The following is an 18,182-nucleotide window of genomic DNA, read 5'->3' on the forward strand; positions in this document are numbered from 1 at the left end:
TGAACGGCTCCGTCCACCGCGTACTCACCGTTCGACGGTACGCCCGCCCCCTGCTCCTCACCACTCGATCATCGGGACCCCAGGCGCTAGGTTCACACATGACAGGACATGGGGAGAAACCATTGGTGACCGAGGTCGTCGTCGACGGACGGACGCTGTCCTACGGCGATGTCGTCGCCGTCGCCCACCATGGCGCCCAAGTCGCCCTGGCGGACGGGGTGTTGCCCCGGCTCGTGCGCGAGCGGGCCGTCGTGGACGACATCGTCGACCGGCAGGTGCCGACGTACGGCCTGACGACGGGGCTCGGCGCCCGCTCCTCGTACGCCCTGCCCCGCGCGGAACTCGACGCGTTCAGCGTCCGCACGGTCCGGGGCCGGGCGAACGCGGTCGGCGATCCGCTGCCGGTCGCCGTCGTACGGGCGGCTCTCCTCGCCCGGGTCAACGGCCTCGCGGGCGGCGGCAGCGGAGTGCGGCCGGAGATCGCGCGGTTTCTCGTGGACCTGCTCAACGCGCGGGTGCATCCGGTGATCCCCGAGGTGGGGTCGATCGGCGCCTCCGATCTGTGCCAGATGGCGCATGTCGGGCTGGTGGTCATCGGGGAGGGCAGCGCGGAGTACGGCGGTGAGGTGCTCGACGGCAGCACGGCCCTGCGCCGGGCCGGACTCGCCCCGGCCCGACTCGGCGCGAAGGACGGCCATGTGCTGTGCAGCGCCAGCCCGTTGGCGGCCGGCGTCGGCGCGCTCGCCCTGCACGAGGCGGGCGCGGTGCTCGCGCTGGCGCAGGCGGTCACGGCGCTGACCTACGAGGGCTTCCGGGCCAACACCAGCCCGCTCGACCCCCGGGTGCTGGGCCTGCGTCCCGCCCCGGGCCAGTCCCGGGCGGCGGCCGTACTGCTCGCCCTGCTGGCCGGCGGTGCACTGGGCGATCCCCGCAACGCCCGCCGGGTCCAGGACCCGCTCAGCCTGCGCTGCGCCGCCCAGGTCCACGGCGCCGGATACGCGGCGCTGGATTTCGCGGACGCCGCGCTGATGCCGGAGTTGAACGGGTGCGGGGACAATCCGGTGGTGCTGGGCGGTGTCGGGGGTGACGCGGAGGGGGCGAACGGTACCGGGACTGGCACGGAGGAGCTGAGCGGCACCGGGACTGGCCCCGAGGGGCTGAGCCGTGCCGGGAGTGGCACGGAGAGGCTGAGCAGCACCGGGACTGGCCCCCAGGGGCTGAGCAGCGCCGGGAGTGCCACGGAGAGGCTGAGCAGCGCCGGGAGTGCCACGGAGAGGCTGAGCAGCGCCGGGAGTGGCACGAAGAGGGTGAGCAGCACCGGGACTAGCTCCCAGGGGCTGAGCCGTGCCGGGAGTGGCACGGAGAGGCTGAGCAGCACCGGGACTGGCCCCCAGGGGCTGAGCCGTGCCGGGAGTGGCACGAAGGGGCTGAGCGGCGCCCGGAGTGACCCCGAGGGGCCGACTGGCGGCGGCGACGGTCCGGGGGCTCCGGCCGGTGCCGGAGGCGCCCCGGGAATGCTGGCCGGCAACGGCGACGAGCCGCCGGCACCGGTGCCGCACGGCGCCGACGAGATCCTCTCGTCCGGGAACTTCCACACCCCCGGCCTGGCCCTCGCCTACGACACCCTCGCGCTGGCCCTGACCCAGACGGCGTCGATCTCCGCCGAACGCATGCGCCGGCTGCTCGACCCGGCGGTGAGCGGACTGCCCGCGAACCTCTCGCCGTACGGTCCGGAGCGCTCGGGGTTCGCGCCGCTGGTCAAGACGGCGCAGGCGCTGGTCGCCGAGATCCGCATGCTGTCGACCCCGGTGTGCACCGACCCACGTCAGGGTGCGGACGCCGTCGAGGACGACTCGACCAACGCGGCGCTCGGCGCACGGCGGTTGACGACGATGCTCGGCCGGCTGCGCCAACTCCTCGCCGTGGAGGCGGTGGTGGCCGCGCAGGCGGTGGATCTGGCGGCGCCCGCCGCGCTGGGGCGTGGACCGGAGTTCCTGCACCGCGCGATCCGGAAGCTCGTGCCCACGCTGAACGACGACCGGCCGCACGGCGTGGACGTGGAGACGGTGAGCCGCGACATCCTGGGGTCCGACGACGTCCGCAGCACACTGAACGCCTTGGCGGGAGAAGTGACATGACCAACGTCGACGTACACCAGCATCTGTGGACCCCCTCACTGGTGACGGCCCTGCGCGCCCGCCGCGAACCGCCGTACCTGGACGGCTGGACCCTGTTCCTCGCCGGTGAACCGCCCTTCGAGATACCGCCCGCCGACCACGACGTCGCCCTGCGCGCGGAACTCGCCGTCGCCGAAGGCCTCGGCCGGGCCCTGGTCTCGCTGTCCGCGCCGATCGGCGTGGAGTGGCTGCCCGCCGACGAGGCACGGCCCCTGCTCGACGCCTACCACGAGGGCGCTGCGGCGCTGCCCGAGCCGTTCGGGGCCTGGGCCGCGGCCTGCGTACGGGACATCGACGCGGACGCCACCGCCAAGGACCTCGACCGCGGCTTCGCCGGTCTCCAGCTCCCCGCCAACTCCCTTGCGGACGCGACGGGTTACGCCCGCTGCGCGCCGCTCCTCGATCTCCTCGAAGAACGCGACCTCCCTCTCTTCGTCCACCCGGGCCCCGCGACCGGTGACGCGGCGGACCCCGCCTGGTGGCCCGCGATGGTGCCGTACGTCCAGCAGATGCACGCCGCCTGGTACGCCTTCCGCGCCTTCGGCCGCCCGCGCCATCCGCGCCTGCGCGTGTGCTTCGCCCTGCTGGCCGGGCTCGCCCCGCTGCACGGCGAGCGGCTGGTCGCCCGGGGCGGACGGCGCGCGGAGGGCGACCTCGGCGTGTTCGTCGAGACCTCGTCGTACGGCCCGACCGCCGTCGAGGCGACCGTGCGCGCCCTCGGTGTGAACGCCGTGGTCCAGGGCTCGGACCGGCCGTACGCGGAGCCGCCGCGCTATCCGGGCCACGGGCTGGGCGGAGCGGCGGCGTACGCCTTCCGCATCGCCAATCCGCGCCGACTGCTCACCGGTGAGGGCTGAGTGACGGTGTGTCAGTTCGCCGCGTTCATCAGGTCGAGCGCGCTCTGCTGCCGGGCCGCGTCGGTGGAGTCCAGCGGTCCGGCCCAGTGGAGGCCGTACGCGTCGAGGGCGTTGCGGTCGTTCGCGTACGCCGTGTCGGCCTGGCGGGTGAGGTACGAGGTGTAAGGGCGGTCGGACAGGCGGGAGTTGAAGGCGCTCAGGCCCCGGACGTACGCGCCCTTGAAGGACGGACCGTCGCCGCCGCAGCCGCTCGTCTCGCAGAGTTCCCGGAGGATTCCGCCGGAGTTGAGGGCCGTCGACGTGGTCGAGGCGTCGCCGATCTGCCGGCCGGTGGTGAGGAGGGCGGAGTCACCGGTCGCGCGGTACAGCTCCGAGAGGCCGCCGAGCAGCACGCCCTGGTTGTACGACCACGTCGTGTCGCCGTTGTTGCCGCAGGTCGCCAGGTTGACGCCGTCGTTGACCAGATGGGAGCCGTTGATCATGCCGGTGCCCTTGAACCACGACCACTCGGCGTTGGCCCGGCCGAGATACGCCGTGTCGCCCGCGACGCGGTTGTGCAGGGCCGCGTTCAGCTCCAGGTAGAGGGAGTTGGCGATGGCGTTCTTGTAGGTCTTCGCCGTGCTCCACCACACTCCCCCGCCGCACGTGGAGTCCCAGTACCGCGCCATGTAATCGGCGTCCGCGCGGGCGGTGTTGAGGTAGCGGCTGTCGCCGGTGAGGTCGTACGCGTCGACCCAGGCGAGCCCCCACCAGCCCGTGTCGTCGATGTAGTCGTTGGTGAAGTTGCCGCCCTGCGCGGAGAGGTTGTGGTCGTAGGTGGTCGCGATCGCGTACCGGTAACTGCCCATGCCGGTCACGCGGATGTTGTCGATGACGGCGGTCAGGGCGTTCGCCGAGTTCCACCAGCCGGTGGTGTCGAACAGGCCGGTGCCCAGGTTGTACGACTGCATCAGCGCGGTGGCGGCGGCGGTTGCGCGGCTGCCCGCGTTCCAGGTCGTCCGGGCCCACGCCGTGCAGGTGATCTCGGCCCGGTCGCCGGCCTTGCCGCAGGCGCGCAGGGCGCCGACGCCGAGGGCGTTCCAGTCGTCGACGTTGTACATCAGGGTGCGCCAACCGCCTTGCCCCGCGGGGATGGTGGTGTCGCCGAGCTTGCTGCCCGAACTCCAGGTGCGACCGCCGTCGAAGGAGCGGTCGAGCCAGACCTCGTCGCCGGGGCTGCCGTTGGTGATCGAGGCCCAGCCCATCGCGTCGGTGTCGTCGAAGTGCAGAACGACGCTGCGGGAGTAGATCGTCGTGGACACCGGCTGACGGTCACCCGGGGACAGGGCCGGGTCGCGGGCGTCGCAGTACTTGTTGCAGATCGACGCCTGGGCGTCGGCGGTCGCGACGCCGGTGGAGACCGGCACGAACAGGGCCAGGCCGGCGATCACGGCGGTCCCTACTCGCCTGATGTGTCTTGCTGTTGAGTTCATGCCGGCTCCAGGGAGGTGTGGGGGGATGCGTGAGGTCAGCCCAGGCGCCACTGCTGGTTGGCGCCGCCGTTGCAGGTCCAGAGCTCCAGCGCGGTGCCGTTGACGTTCCCGGCCGCCTGGTCGCCGCCGGTGACGTCGAGGCAGCGGCCCGACTGGGCGCCGGTGACGGTGCCGTTGGGGTTGAGGGTCCACTTCTGGTTGGCGCCGCCGTTGCAGGTGTAGAGCTGCACCTTGGTGCCGTCGCCGGTCTGGTTGTTGTAGGCGTCCAGGCACTGGGTGCCGCCGTAGAGCCGGAGTTCACCGGCCGCGGTGAGGGTCACGGCCTGGTTGGATCCGCCGCCGCAGTCCCAGATCTCGATCTTGGTGCCGGGGGTGGTCTCGTTGTTGTAGGCGTCGAGGCAGCGGTTGGAGGAGGCGCCGATCAGGGGGTGGGTGGTACCGACGCTGGTGCCGCTGCCGACGGAGACGCGGTACATCACCGAGCCGTGGGCAGGGACGCTCGCCGAGATGGAGCCGGTGGTGCTGCTGATCACGTGCGACCAGAGGTTGTCGATCTGGTACGAGGACGCCGAGGGGAGGCCGGCCGCCGTCGCGGAGGTGGTGATGGTGGCGGCGGAGGAGTTCTCGTTGAAGAGGACCACCGAGACGTCGCCGTTGGCGAGGGGCTTGGAAAGGACGTGCAGGCCGCCCGAGTTGGAGATCTCGGTGCCCTGCCTGCCCAGGGAGTCCTGGTCCACGGCGACGACGTCCTTGTTGCCGTAGAGGGAGAGGGTGGCGGCGGAGGCCTTGCGGAGGTCGGTGCCGGCGATCAGGGGTGCGGCCATCTCCGACCAGAGGCTGAAGTGGGAGCGGTCCTCGGTGAACGACATGCCGTTGCCGACCTCCAGCATGTCGGGGTCGTTCCAGGCACCCGGCTTGGCGTACGGGGCGAGCTTGACGTTGGCCTTGTAGATCGACACCACGGTCGAGAAGTTGACGTTGATGTCGCCGGTGGTGCGCCAGCTGTTGCCGACGCCCGCGCCCCAGGTCCACACGTCGGCGAGGCCCCAGTTGCAGAGGCTGTAGACGATCGGGCGGCCGGTGTTGGCGAGGGCGTCGCGCATGGCGGTGTAGCGCTGCTGGTCGGGCACGTTCTGGTGGTTGCAGTTGTCGTACTTGAGGTAGTCCACTCCCCAGGCGGCGAAGCTGTCGGCGTCCGTCTGCTCGTGGCCGAGGCTGCCGGGGTAGCCGGCGCAGGTGGCGGTGCCGGCGCTCTCGTAGATGCCGAGCTTGAGGCCCTTGCCGTGCACGTAGGCGGCGGTGCCGCTGATGCCGTTCGGGAACTTGACCGGATCCGGGACGAGTTGGCCCGCCGTGTCGCGCGCCGAGGTCATCCAACAGTCGTCGATGTTGACGTACTGGTACCCGGCCTCCTTCAGCCCGGAGGAGACGAGGTAGTCGGCGGTCTGCTCGACGAGCTGCTCGGTCACGTCGCAGCCGAACGCGTTCCAGTCGTTCCAGCCCATCGGGGGCGTCCTGGCGAGCCCGTTGTCGAGGGCCTGCGCGGGCGGCGCGGCGCGCAGCACCAGCAGGGCCGGGGCGAGGACCAGCAGCAGCACCATGGTGAGGGCGGCGCTCAGGCGTCTCTTGAAGGGTGCCGGAACGGTCATGTCGAGGTCTCCTGCTTCGCCGTGTGGGGCCGGACGAACTCACCTTTGGAAACGTAACCATCGCGAGGGTTCCATCAGCGCAGCCGCACCGTCAATGGTCCGGACCAGAATGGCCGGGGAGTGAACTGCCATTGTCCTCAGAGGAGTTGACGGTCTCCTGAGTCGATGACAACGCTTCCGTCACCCGCGTCCTTAGAGGAACTTCGACACGGCCGGTGGCACCCAGGCGATCCAACGGGCGGCCCTCCCGCAGCTCTACGCCGTGCTCGCCCGGCCGCGTGCCAAGTGGCGGACGCTGTACCGACTCCTACGCGTGCCCGATCTCCCCTGTCCCGCGTGCGATCAGCCGCACCGGGAGGACCGTACGGCGGGAGGGCGTGTCGTCGCCGTCGATGCGGTCCAGCAGGATGTGGGCGGCCCTGCGGCCGAGTTCCTCGGTGTCGGAGGTGACGACGGTGACCGGGGTGGGGAGCATGTCGGCGAGCTTGAAGTCGTCGAAACCCACGACGGCGACGGAGACTTGGAGGTCACGGCAGGCCCGTAGGACGCCCTCGGTGAGGAAGCCGGTGGTGGAGAAGACCGCGGTGGGCGGGTGCGCCGAGGTGAGCAGGGTGCGGGTGGCGGCCTCGGCCTCCTCGGTGGTGCCGCGGCGCAGGGTGACGACGAGGTTGTTGTCGGGCTCGATGCCGCTGCGGCGCAACGCCTTGCGGTAGCCGCGCAGTCGGCGGCCGGTGCTGTAGTACGAGGGGGCGACGAGGATCGCGATGCGGCGGTGGTCCTGGTCGATGAGGTGCTGGGTGGCCTTGTGTCCGCCGTCCTCGTTGTCGACGAGGACGACATCGGCCTCGGCGCCGGTGGCCGGGCGGTCGACGAAGACGATGGGCACGTGATCGTGGCCGTTGATCTCGTCGAGGAAGGCGTGGTCGCCCTGGTCGGGGACGATGATGAGCCCGGCGACCCGGCGTCCGATCAGCTCGCCGACGGCCCGGCGTTCGACCTCCGGGTCCTCGTCGGCCGTGCTCAACAGGACCGCGTAGCCTGCCTCGTTGGCGACTTCTACGGCCGCCTTGGCGAGGGAGGCGTAGAACGGGTTGGTGAGGTCGCCGAGCAGCAGCCCGATGGTCATGGAGTTCTGGCCGGGGCGCAGTGAGCGGGCGATCTCGTTGCGCTGGTATCCGATGGCGGCGATGGCCGCGTTGACGCGTTCGGCCGTCTCCTCGCGGACCGTTCCGATGCCGTTGACGACGCGGGAGACGGTGACGACGGCGACTCCGGCTCGCTCCGCGACATCGCGCATCGTGGGCCTGGTGTTCTGGCGGTGCGGGGGACGACTGCTCACGTGAGGTGAAGACCAACCTTCCATCGCGTACCGGGCCGGAACCGGGACCGCCCTCAGGATACGTTTCGGGTCCCGGGCCACCGCTGGGTCCGGGGCGCCGACTGCTGGGCGGCGGGATGGTGTGAGCACGGGCAGACGCCTTGGACTCAAGCGGACGGCGTGACCGGGGACCGTAGGCCGAGCCACTGCTCGGCGTCCCAGGCCTCGAACCGCTCCACCTCGGTGAACCCCAGCTTCGCCGCGAGGCGCATCGAACCGGCGTTGGCGGACTGGGTGTGGAGCACCACCGGCTCGCCGGGAAGGACGGCGTCGAACCAGTCGAGTGCCGCCGCGCACGCCTCGGCGGCGTACCCGAATCCCCACGCTCGCGGCAGGAACAGGTAGCCGAGATCGACCTTCCCGGCGGCAGCGGGGCGACTGTGCTCCGGTGCTCTCCTGAGCAGGATCTGACCGATCATCGCCCCGTCGAGATCGACGACGAAACTCCCGGGCCACCGCTCGGGCACCGCGGGCAGCTCGCGCTCAAGCTCGTCACGCGGCCGGGGACCGCCGAGGTAGGTGTGCACCTCCGGCGACGCCAGCAGCTCGACGAACGCCGCCCGGTCCCGGGCCTCGGGCGCGCGGAGCGCGAGCCGCTCGGTCCTGATCGGCTCGGGCGGCCAGGCGTGGGACCCCAGGTCTGACATGCGCGCAGGCTAACAGCCCGACAGACGTGGGGAATCGGTGTCCTCTCGACTGCCGCCGGGCGGCGTGGAGACGTCGCCGAGGAGGCATGACCACACTCATGGTCCGGACCGAAACCGCCCACCCGGTGCGCTCCCGGACTGCCGGTCTCTTGTCACCTCAGGACGAACCTCCGTCGCCCGGGACTCAACTCCCGCAAACAGAACGGCGATCCACTGGTCCGCTCTCGAATCGCTGCCATATTCGAGAACCACTTCGGAGGTGGCTGTGACGCTAGAGGCGACGACATCCCTGACGGCAGTGACACCTGCGGCGGACCGCACCGCCGGACGCATCGCCGACCTGGAAGACCGACGGGCACGGGCGGTGGTCACGGCCGCGCCGAGAAGACGCGGGGCGCTCGGCGCGCGGGAGCGGATCGAACGGCTGCTGGACGCGGGGTCGTTCGCGGAGACCGGTGTGTTCGTACGGGCCAGAGCCCGCAGTGACGGCGCCCAACGCCCTTACGGCGACGGGGTCGTCACCGGGTACGGCACGGTCGACGGGCGGCCGGTCTGTGTGTTCGCGCAGGACGCGACGGTCTTCGGCGGCAGCATGGGTGAGGCGTTCGGCGAGAAGACCGTGGCTCTCATGGACCTCGCCCTGAAGACCGGCTGCCCGGTCGTCGGCCTCAACGACTCCGGTGGCGCCCGCATCCAGGAGGGCGTCAACTCCCTCGCGCTCTACGCCGAGTTGGTGCGCCGCAACGTGAAGGCGTCCGGGGTGATCCCGCAGATCTCCGTCATCCTCGGGCCGTGCGCGGGCGGCGCCGCGTACTCCCCCGCGATCACCGACTTCACCGTGATGGTGGACGGCACCTCGCACATGTTCGTCACCGGCCCGGACGTCATCGAGGCGGTCACCGGCGAACGCGCCACCGCCGAGGAACTGGGCGGCGCCCGCACCAGCAACTCCGTGAACGGCAACGCCCACTTCCTCGCCGCCGACGAGGGGGACGCACTCGACACCGTACGCGATCTGCTGTCGTATCTTCCCGCCAACAACCTGGAGCGGCCCCCGGAGTACGCGCCCGGTTCCGTCGCCGCCGGGGCCCCGCTCGACGAGGTGGTGCCCGACCGGCTCGGTCAGGTCTACGACATGCGGGAGATCCTGCACGCGGTCGTCGACGACGGTGAACTCCTGCATGTCCAGGAGCTGTTCGCGCCGAACATCATCTGCGCGCTGGCCCGTGTGGAGGGGGCGAGTGTCGGGGTCGTCGCCAACCAGCCGCTGCACTCGGCCGGTGTCCTCGACATCGACGCCTCGGAGAAAGCGGCGCGGTTCGTGCGGTTCTGCGACGCGTTCGGCATCCCGCTGCTGACCTTCGCCGACGTCCCCGGCTATCTCTCCGGCGTGCACCAGGAGCGGGGCGGCATCATCCGGCGCGGCGCCAAACTCCTCTACGCGTACGCCGAGGCGACCGTCCCGAAGGTCACCGTGGTGGTGCGCAAGGCGTACGGCGGCGGCTACGCGGTGATGGGCTCCAAGCATCTCGGCGCCGACGTCAACCTCGCCTGGCCCACCGCCAGGATCGCCGTCATGGGCGCGGAGGGTGCCGTGGGCGTGCTGCACCGGCGTGAACTCGCCGCGGCGGACGACCCGGAGGCGTTGCGGGCCTGCCTGGTCGCCGCGTACGAGGCCACGCACGGGACGCCGTACCTCGCCGCCGAACGCGGGTACGTCGACGACGTCATCGCGCCCCGCGACACCCGCGTCCACGTCAGCCGCGCCCTGCGCGCCCTGCGCGGCAAACGCGCCCCGATGCCGGAGCGACGGCACGGCAACATCCCCCTCTGACCGCTCCGACCACCCTGTTCACCCCGCTCGACCTGTTCGCCCTCGCCAGCCGCCACCGCGAAGTACCGCGATGTGAGGAGCACGCCCGATGGACAGCCGCCGCCCCCCGCTCGCGCCCGCGTACCGGACTCTCCCCGAGTACGTGCGGCACTGGGCCGACATCACCCCGGACCGCCGGGCGTTCACGTTCGTCGACCATCCCGCCCCCAACTCCCGTGGTGTGCACCGCACTCTGACCTGGCAGCGCCTGGACCTGCGAGTGCGCGCGCTGGCCGCCCGGCTCACGGAGCGGGCCGAACCCGGTTCGCGGGTCGCTCTGTTGTGCCCGCAGGGGACGGACTACATCACCGGTTTCCTCGCGGCCCTGACGGCCGGGATGGTCGCCGTACCGCTGTATCCGCCCGGTCTGCCGGGGCACGCCGACCGGCTCGTCGGGGTGCTGGCCGACGCGCGCCCGGCGGTCGTGCTGACCACCGGGCGTGCCCTGGAGGAGGTGACGGACTTCTGCGAGCGCGCACGGGTGACGGTCCTCGCGGCGGACCGGGTCCCGGACTCCGCCGCCCTCAACTGGCAGGCTCCGGCGCCGGATTCGGCCGCGACCGCCTATCTCCAGTACACCTCCGGCTCCACCCGTGCTCCGGCCGGCGTGGAGATCACCCACGCCAACGTCGTCGCCAACGCCCGCCAGGCGCTCGCCGCCTACGGTGCCGACGCGCACCAGGTGACCTGCGTGGGCTGGCTGCCGCTCTACCACGACATGGGGCTCGTGCTGAGTGTCGCGGGCCCGGTCGTACGGGGGTTGCTGTCGGTGCTCATGGACCCGGCCGCCTTCTTGCACGAACCGGCGCGCTGGCTACGGCTGTTGGCCGCGCATCCGCGGGCGCTGAGTGCCGCGCCCAACTTCGCCTACGACTTCTGCGCCTCCGCCGTCACCGGGGCGCAGAAGGAGGGGCTGCGGCTGGACGGGGTCGCCGCGCTGATCAACGGCAGCGAACCCGTCCGGCCCGGCACCGCCGACCGTTTCCACGCGGCGTTCGCCGCGCAGGGGCTCGCGGCGGAGGTGCACTGTCCGTCGTACGGGCTCGCCGAGGCGACCGTCTTCGTCAGTGCCGCCCGGCCCGGCCGCGCGCTCGGCCGGTTCGCCCTCGACCGGGACGCGCTCGCCGCCGGGAAGGCGCTGCCCGCGCGGCCCGAGGACCCCAGGGCCGTGCTGTTGGCGGGCTGCGGGACGCCGGTGGGGCAGCGGGTGCGCATCGTCGATCCGGTCGCCCACGTCGTACTGGCCGAGGGGGAGGTCGGGGAGATCTGGGTGCGGGGTCCGAATGTGGGGCGCGGCTACTGGAACAACCCGGCGCAGACCCGGCACGTCTTCCGTGCCACGCTCGGCGAGGACGCGCCGGGCGAGTGGCTGCGCACCGGCGACCTCGGGACCGTCCTGGACGGACAGTTGATCGTCACCGGCCGGCTCAAGGACCTCATCGTCGTCGACGGCCGCAACCACTACCCGCAGGACGTGGAGGCCACCGCGCAGGACGCGCACACGGCCGTACGGCGGGACCGGCTCGCCGCGTTCGGGGTGCCGGGCGGCGCGGGTGAGCGGGTGGTGGTCGTGGCCGAGCACGCGCGGACCACCAGCCTCGCCGACATCGACGTACCGGCCCTGACGCGGGCCGTACGCGCGGCCGTCTCCGCCCGGCACGGGCTGCGGCTCGCCGATGTCGTCGTGGTCGCGCCGGGCACCGTGCCCCGCACGTCGAGCGGAAAGGTATCGCGGGCCCTGACCCGCACCCGGTATCTGGAGGGCGACTACACGGCGGAGACCGCGGTATGACGGCCGCCGACAACAGAGCGCTGCTGCGCCGCCGGATCGCGGAACGGGTGGCCGAATGGAACGGCACCCCTCTCGCCGACGTCCCCATGGACCGGCCGCTGGCCGACCTCGGCATGTCCTCGCGGGACGCGGTCGTGCTGGCGGGCGAGTTGTCGCTCCTGACGGGGCACGAGTTGCCGGCGACCCTGCTGTGGGAGGCGCCGACCGTGGACGCGCTGGTGGACCGCGTGTGCGGTCCGGCCCTGCGGATCGCGCGGGCGGCCCCCGCTCCGGTGGCGCCGGGCGAACCCGTGGCGGTCATCGGGGTCGGCTGCCGACTGCCGGGCGGGGTACGCGGTCCTGCCGACTACTGGCGCCTGCTGATCGACGGCGTCGACGCGATCGGACGCGTCCCCGAGGACAGATGGGCCGGCTTCACGGCGTTCCCGCCCGCCGAAACCCCCGCGTACGGCGGCTACTTGGACGACATCGCCGGGTTCGACGCGGACTTCTTCCGCATCACCCCGCGCGAGGCCGCGGTGATGGACCCCCAGCAGCGCATCCTCCTGGAGGTCGTCCGCGAGACCCTCGACCACGCCGCCGTCCCCGCAACCGCCTTGGCGGGCACGGCGACCGGCATCTACGTCGGTGTCTCGGCCCCCGAGTACGGACAGCTCACCGGCGCCGACCCGAACGCCGTCGACCCCTGGGCCCCGGCGGGCGCCGCGCTCAGTGTGGCGGCGGGCCGGCTGGCGTACGTCCTGGACACCCACGGTCCCACCATGGCCGTGGACACCGCCTGTTCGTCCTCCCTCGTCGCCGTGCACCAGGCCTGCGTCAGCCTCCGCACCGGCGAGACCGACACGGCGATCGCCGCCGGAGTCAACATCCTCCTGTCCCCCGTCGTCGGCGTCGCCTTCCAACGCGCGGGCGCACTCGCCCCGGACGGCCACTGCAAGCCGTTCGCCACGACGGCCGACGGCATCGGGCGCGGCGAGGGCTGCGCGGCGGTGCTGCTGAAGCGGCTGTCCGACGCGGAACGGGACGGCGACCGTGTTCTCGCGGTCATCCGCGCCACCGCCGTCAACTCCGACGGCCGCTCCAACGGCCTGCTCGCCCCCAACCCGGCGGCCCAGCAAGCCCTGTTGACCACGGCCTACGCACGGGCCGGACTCGCCCCGGCCCACGTCGACTACGTCGAGGCGCACGGCACCGGCACCCCGCTCGGCGACCCGATCGAGGCGGGCGCCCTCGGCGCGGTGCTGGGCGCGGGCCGGGACCCCGAACAGCCCTTGCTGCTCGGCTCGGTGAAGGGGAACCTCGGTCACCTGGAGTCCGCGGCCGGTATCACCGGCCTGGTGAAGACGGTCCTCGCCCTCCACCACGGCCTCCTCCCGCCGTCGCTGCACGGCGGCGCCCTCGGCGACGAACGGCTGCGCGTGGTCACCGAGCCCGAACCGTGGCCGCGCTACGGCGGTACGGCCACCGCCGGCATCTCGGGCTTCGGCTTCGGCGGCACCAACGCCCATGCCGTACTGGAGGAATGGCGCGCCCCTCTCCCCCCGGCCGAGGAGTCCGCCGCCCGCCTCCACCTCCTCTCCGACGTCGACACCGAGCGGGTCCGGGACACCGCCGCCCGTCTGGCCGCGTGGCTCGGCACACCCGAAGGGAGCGCCACCCGCCCGGCGGACGTCGCGCGCACGCTCGCGGGACGTGCGGGGCGTGGGCCCGTGCGGGCCGCGGTCGTCGCTCGTGACGGGGGCGAACTGGCCGCCGCGCTCGGTGCGTTGGCACAAGGCGGCCAGGACGCCCGGGTGGTCACCGGTGACCGTGATCTCGTAGGGCCGGGGCCGGTGTGGGTGTTTTCCGGGTACGGCAGCCAGTGGACCGGCATGGGGCGCCGACTGCTCCTGGAGGAACCGGCTTTCGCCGCCGCCGTGGAGAAGCTGGACGCGCAGTCGGCCGATGTGTTCGGCTTCTCCCTCCACGAACACCTGACGTCCGCCGGGGACCTCGGCCGGCTCGACGTGTCCCAACCCGTTCTGTTCGGACTCCAGTTGGCACTCGCCGAGCTGTGGCGGTCGTACGGTGTCGAGCCGGTCGCCGTGATCGGTCATTCGCTGGGCGAGGTGGCCGCCGCCGTCTGCGCGGGCGCCCTGGACGTGGCGGACGCGGCGCGGGTGGTCGCCGTACGGGCCCGGCTGCTCGGGCGGTTGCACGGGGGCGCGATGGCCGTGGTGGACCTGGAGGACGGTGAACTGCCGTCCCTGGAGCGGGATTTCCCGGGTGTGTACGTCGCCGTCCACTCCTCGCCCCGGCAGAAGGTCGTCACCGGTGACGAGACGGCCGTCGCCCGGCTGGTGCGTCGGTTGGAGGAGCGAGGGCGTGCGGCCAGGACCATGCGGGTCGTCGGGGCCGGGCACTCACCGCAGGTGGACCCGCTGTTGCCGGAGCTGGCCGAGGCCCTCGCGGACGTCCGGGGCCGGGCTCCGCGCATCCCCGTCTACTCCACCGTCCTCGACGACCCGCGCGGCGCCTGCGAGTTCGACGCCGGTCACTGGGCCGCCAACCTGCGTCGGCCGGTGCGTCTGGACAGGGCCCTCGCGGCGGCAGCGGCGGACGGTCACACCGCCTTCGTGGAGATCTCGCCGCATCCGGTGCTGGCCCGGTCCCTCGCCGAGACCGTGCCCGGTGCCCTCGCGGTGGGCACGCTGCGCCGCGACGCGGCCGGATCCGCCGCGTTCCTCCGGGAGTTGGGCGCCCTGTACGCGGCGGGACTGGACCTGCCGCTGCCGTCCGGCCGGGTCGTCGACCTCCCCGTACCGCGCTGGCGGCATGTCCGGTACTGGTGGACCGACGGCCGGGCCCCTGTCACGGCGACGGCGGCACACCGGTGGGCCGAGCCGCCGCCCGTACCCGCCGGAGACTCGGTGACCGCCCGCCTCAGCCACCACATCGCCTCCGTCACCGGCCATCCGGCGGCCCGCATCACCCCGGCCACGGCACTGGCCGACCTCGGCCTGGACTCCCTCATGGCCGTCCGTATCCGTACCGCGCTGGAACGCGACTTCGGCGTCGAGCTGCATCTGCGCGACCTGTTCAACGCCGCCACGGTCCACGAAGTGGCGGACCGGATAGGCCAGTTGACGCACACACCACCCGCCTTGAGCGCAGGAGGGAGGCACTCTCCGCTCTTCCTGTTCCACGCCGCCGGCGGCACCGCCGACGTCTACCGCACCCTCGCCCAACGCCTGGGCGAGGACCGGCCGGTGCACGGACTGGACCGGATAGAGGACGCCCGCACCGTGTCCGAGAAGGCCCGCCGCTACGTCGAGGCGATCACCGCCGCCCAGCCCAACGGGCCCTGTGTGCTGGCCGGTTGGTCCTTCGGCGGATTCGTGGCCCAGGAGACGGCACGCCAACTCACCGCCGCCGGGCGAGAGGTCGACCTCGTCGCGCTCATCGACTCCGTACGCCCCCTCCCCCGGCCCGACAGCATCCGCACCCATCTCACCGGCTTCGCCCAGCACATCGCCGACACGTACGGGGTCCAACTCCCCCTGCCCTACGGGGATCTCGTGGCGATGGACGACGACCGGGAGCGCATCGACCTCGTGCTGGACGTCCTGCGCGGGGCTGTGCGGGTGCCGCCCGCCGCGCTGGAGCACCAGCGTGCCTCCTATCTGGACCTGCGGATCGGCGAGGCGCACCGGCCCGGCCGGTACGAGGGCCGGGTGGTCCTGTACCGGGCCACCGAACCGGCTCCGCACACCGTGCGTGACCCGGCGTACGAACGGGACGACGACGCGCTCGGCTGGGACGAGGTGTGCCCGCGTCTGACGGTCGTACCGGTGGCGGGGCATCACCTGTCGCTGCTCGACCCGCCGCACGTCGACGAGATCGCCGCCCATTTACGGCGGGTGCTCGCCTCGCCGGGCGGACCCGCCGAACCGGACTGAGGAGCCGCCATGCCGCACCACCACCCCAGGGGAATCTCCCGCCGCGCCGTCACCAGGGCCACGGCGGCCACGGGTCTGGCCGCCCTGTTCGGCGCCACGACCGCCGTCGGCCGGGCGCGGGCCGCGACACAGGTCTCGGCGCGCACCTTCGACGTGTCCGTGTCCTCGCCCGCGCTGGGCCGCAGCGCGCCGGTCCGGCTGATCCTGCCGTCGGACTTCGCCGCGCAGCCGGGCCGGACGTATCCCGTGCTGTATCTGCTGCACGGGGCGCACGACGACTACACGTCCTGGACCCGGGAGACCGACATCGAGGCGTTCACCGAGGGCCGCGACCTGATCGTCGCCATGCCGGACGCGGGCCCCACCGGCATCCCCAGCGCCTGGCGCGGCGGCCCCGACTACGAGACGTTCCAACTCCGGGAGGTCCCGGCGCTGTTGGCCCGTGACTACCGGGCGTCCGGCGTGCGGGCCGTCGCCGGGGTGTCCACGGGAGGCTACGGCGCGATGGCACACGCGGCCCGTCACCCGGGCGCCTTCACCGCCGCCGCGTCCTACAGCGGCATCCTCGACACCACGGCCCCCGGGGTGCCCTCGCTGGTGGACGCCATCGTGGCCCGCGAGAACCTGTCACCGCTGACCCTCTGGGGCAATCCCCTGCTGAACGCACCGACTTGGCGTTCCTTCAATCCGCGCGCCCAGGCCGCCGGGCTGCGTGGCACGCCCCTGTACGTGTCCAACGGCAGTGGCGTGGTGGGAGGTTCGGGCGACTGGCTGCCGGAGGCGCTGGAGAGTCTGCTGTGGCCCTCCGCACACAGTTTCACCGGGATTCTCGCGCTGCTCGGCATTCCGGTCACCACGCACTTCTACTCGGGAGGAGGGCACAGCTGGGCCTACTGGAAAGGGGAGTTCACCACCTCGTGGCCGATGCTCGCCGGTGCGCTGGGGCTGCCGGAGTGATGTCGGTGCAGCCGGGGCACGGAACGGAGCGCAGGGGACGACCGTCCAACACGGGACGTCCCCCTCGTCCCACGGGCAACAGTCCGTGGGCGAGCCGCCTCCGGGGGAAAGGAGTGTCCGTCGTGGCTGTCCCCACCCCGCGCGGAGTACCCACCGAGCCCGGAACCGCTCTGGTTCCGCCCGACCTCGCCGAACTGCTGCGCGCCCAACTCCCCGCCGTCTGCGACGAGGTGGAGGACGTGGTCCGCGGCCAGGTCCCCGAGTACGCGCGGCCGGCCGACGGGACCTACCGCGAGAACCTCAGATCCGGGGTGGTGCAGGCGCTCACGCTGTTCGTCGACCACATCGCGGACCCGCGCGGCCAGAACGCCGCGATGGCGGCGGCGTACTACGAGGAACTCGGACGCGGAGAGGCCCGGGAGGGCCGCAGCCTGGAGGCACTGCAGTCGGCCATACGCGTGGGCGGACTGCACGCCTGGCGGCTGTTGGGCCGTACGGCGGAGGAACTCGGCCTGGATTCGGCGGTCGTGGCCGCATTGGGCGAGCTGGCGTTCCGGACCGTGCACGAGGTCGCAAAGGCGGCGGCGGCCGGGTACGCGGAGGCGCAGTCGCACCACACGGACGAGTTGGAGCGGCGGCGCGGCCGACTGCTCGATCTGCTGCTGGGCGAGGGGCCGGTGTCCGCGGAGGCGGTGCAGGACCTGGCGCACGGCGCCCGGTGGCGGGTGCCTTCGCGGGTCGCCGTCATCGCGCTGGCCGGCCCCGCCGATCCCCGTACGGAGGACCGGCCGCCGGCGATGCCGGGAGCCCTGGCGGACATGGAGTCCCGGCCGCCGCGCGTACTGGTGCCGGACCCGGAGGGCTACGGCCGGTTCGGCGGCCGGTCGTTCGTCCTCGGCCTGGGCGGCCGTCCGGCGGCCATCGGCCCCACGGTCCCGGTGACCGAGGCCGCGCGGTCGCTGCGCTGGGCCACCCGGGCGCTGGGGCTGATGGGCCGCGGGGTGCTGCCCCGGCAGGGCGTGGTGCTGTGCGCCGACCACCTGTCGACGCTGCTGCTGCACAGCGACGAGCCGCTGCTCGCCCAGTTGGAGGCCAGGGTCCTCGCGCCGCTCGACGCCGCTTCCGAGGGCCAACGCCCGCGGCTGGCCGAGACGTTGCTCGCCTGGCTGCTCAGCGGCAGCAATGTGCCCGATGTCGCCGCCCTGCTCCACATCCACCCCCAGACGGTCCGCTACCGCCTGCGCCAGCTGGAGAAGCTCTTCGGCGACTCCCTGCGCGACCCGGCCACCCGCCTGGACCTGATTCTCGCGCTGCGCTCGGCGTCTTCGCGCGAGGGAGAGCGGGACTCACGCCCCGACAAAAACAGGGACGCTTTCTGAATTCCCGTCCATAACACTCGGCGAAACAACGCGAATATTTTCGGGATGTCCTTTCCACAGGCG

General features: G+C 72.5%; 11 protein-coding genes. 7 read left to right on the forward strand and 4 right to left on the reverse strand.

Annotation, left to right across the window (positions count from 1 at the left end; translation table 11 throughout):
• The first annotated feature begins 125 nt into the window (after positions 1–125).
• Both ACIQBL_RS19665 and ACIQBL_RS19670 read left to right on the forward strand, forming a co-directional pair.
• Complete coding sequence (locus tag ACIQBL_RS19665; protein WP_401943380.1) at positions 126–2,138, forward strand: aromatic amino acid lyase; 2,013 nt, start codon at positions 126–128, stop codon at positions 2,136–2,138.
• The gene (locus ACIQBL_RS19670) at positions 2,135–3,034 is read left to right on the forward strand and encodes an amidohydrolase (protein WP_401943383.1); all 900 of its coding nucleotides are present in this window, start codon (positions 2,135–2,137) and stop codon (positions 3,032–3,034) included. The genes ACIQBL_RS19665 and ACIQBL_RS19670 overlap by 4 nt, the downstream gene beginning before the upstream one ends.
• A gap of 11 nt (positions 3,035–3,045) precedes the next feature.
• Here ACIQBL_RS19670 and ACIQBL_RS19675 read toward each other — a convergent pair whose 3' ends face one another.
• The 4 genes from ACIQBL_RS19675 to ACIQBL_RS19690 all read right to left on the reverse strand — a co-directional run bounded on the left by ACIQBL_RS19675 (position 3,046) and on the right by ACIQBL_RS19690 (position 8,180).
• Positions 3,046–4,506 carry a glycoside hydrolase family 76 protein gene (locus ACIQBL_RS19675; RefSeq protein WP_401943386.1) on the reverse strand — a complete coding sequence of 487 codons (1,461 nt, stop codon included), beginning with the start codon at positions 4,504–4,506 and terminating at the stop codon, positions 3,046–3,048.
• Between the two features lie 35 nt (positions 4,507–4,541).
• A complete protein-coding gene (locus ACIQBL_RS19680; RefSeq protein ID WP_401943389.1) occupies positions 4,542–6,155 on the reverse strand; it encodes a glycoside hydrolase family 27 protein in 1,614 nt (537 codons plus the stop codon).
• Between the two features lie 307 nt (positions 6,156–6,462).
• Positions 6,463–7,494, reverse strand: coding sequence for a LacI family DNA-binding transcriptional regulator (locus ACIQBL_RS19685; protein ID WP_401943392.1), 1,032 nt, complete (start codon positions 7,492–7,494; stop codon positions 6,463–6,465).
• A 146-nt stretch (positions 7,495–7,640) separates the two neighbouring features.
• Positions 7,641–8,180, reverse strand: a complete 540-nt coding sequence (locus tag ACIQBL_RS19690) for a GNAT family N-acetyltransferase (RefSeq protein WP_401943395.1) — start codon at positions 8,178–8,180, stop codon at positions 7,641–7,643.
• 259 nt (positions 8,181–8,439) lie between these two features.
• On the opposite strand from ACIQBL_RS19690, the gene ACIQBL_RS19695 reads away from it, so the two are divergent.
• The 5 genes from ACIQBL_RS19695 (at position 8,440) to ACIQBL_RS19715 (ending at position 18,119) form a co-directional block, all read left to right on the forward strand.
• Entirely contained in the window at positions 8,440–10,014 is a 1,575-nt protein-coding gene (locus tag ACIQBL_RS19695) for an acyl-CoA carboxylase subunit beta (protein ID WP_401943398.1), read from the forward strand.
• An 88-nt stretch (positions 10,015–10,102) separates the two neighbouring features.
• Positions 10,103–11,845 carry a fatty acyl-AMP ligase gene (locus ACIQBL_RS19700; protein WP_401943400.1) on the forward strand — a complete coding sequence of 581 codons (1,743 nt, stop codon included), beginning with the start codon at positions 10,103–10,105 and terminating at the stop codon, positions 11,843–11,845.
• Positions 11,842–15,783 carry an acyltransferase domain-containing protein gene (locus ACIQBL_RS19705; protein ID WP_401943403.1) on the forward strand — a complete coding sequence of 1,314 codons (3,942 nt, stop codon included), beginning with the start codon at positions 11,842–11,844 and terminating at the stop codon, positions 15,781–15,783. Before ACIQBL_RS19700 ends, ACIQBL_RS19705 begins: the two co-directional genes overlap by 4 nt.
• A 9-nt stretch (positions 15,784–15,792) precedes the next feature.
• Entirely contained in the window at positions 15,793–16,740 is a 948-nt protein-coding gene (locus ACIQBL_RS19710) for an alpha/beta hydrolase (protein ID WP_401943406.1), read from the forward strand.
• Positions 16,741–16,862: 122 nt separating this feature from the next.
• Complete coding sequence (locus ACIQBL_RS19715) at positions 16,863–18,119, forward strand: PucR family transcriptional regulator (RefSeq protein ID WP_401943409.1); 1,257 nt, start codon at positions 16,863–16,865, stop codon at positions 18,117–18,119.
• Positions 18,120–18,182: the final 63 nt, after the last annotated feature.

It is taken from the genome of Streptomyces sp. NPDC088350 (genome assembly GCF_044753545.1).
Taxonomy (GTDB): Bacteria; Actinomycetota; Actinomycetes; order Streptomycetales; family Streptomycetaceae; genus Streptomyces.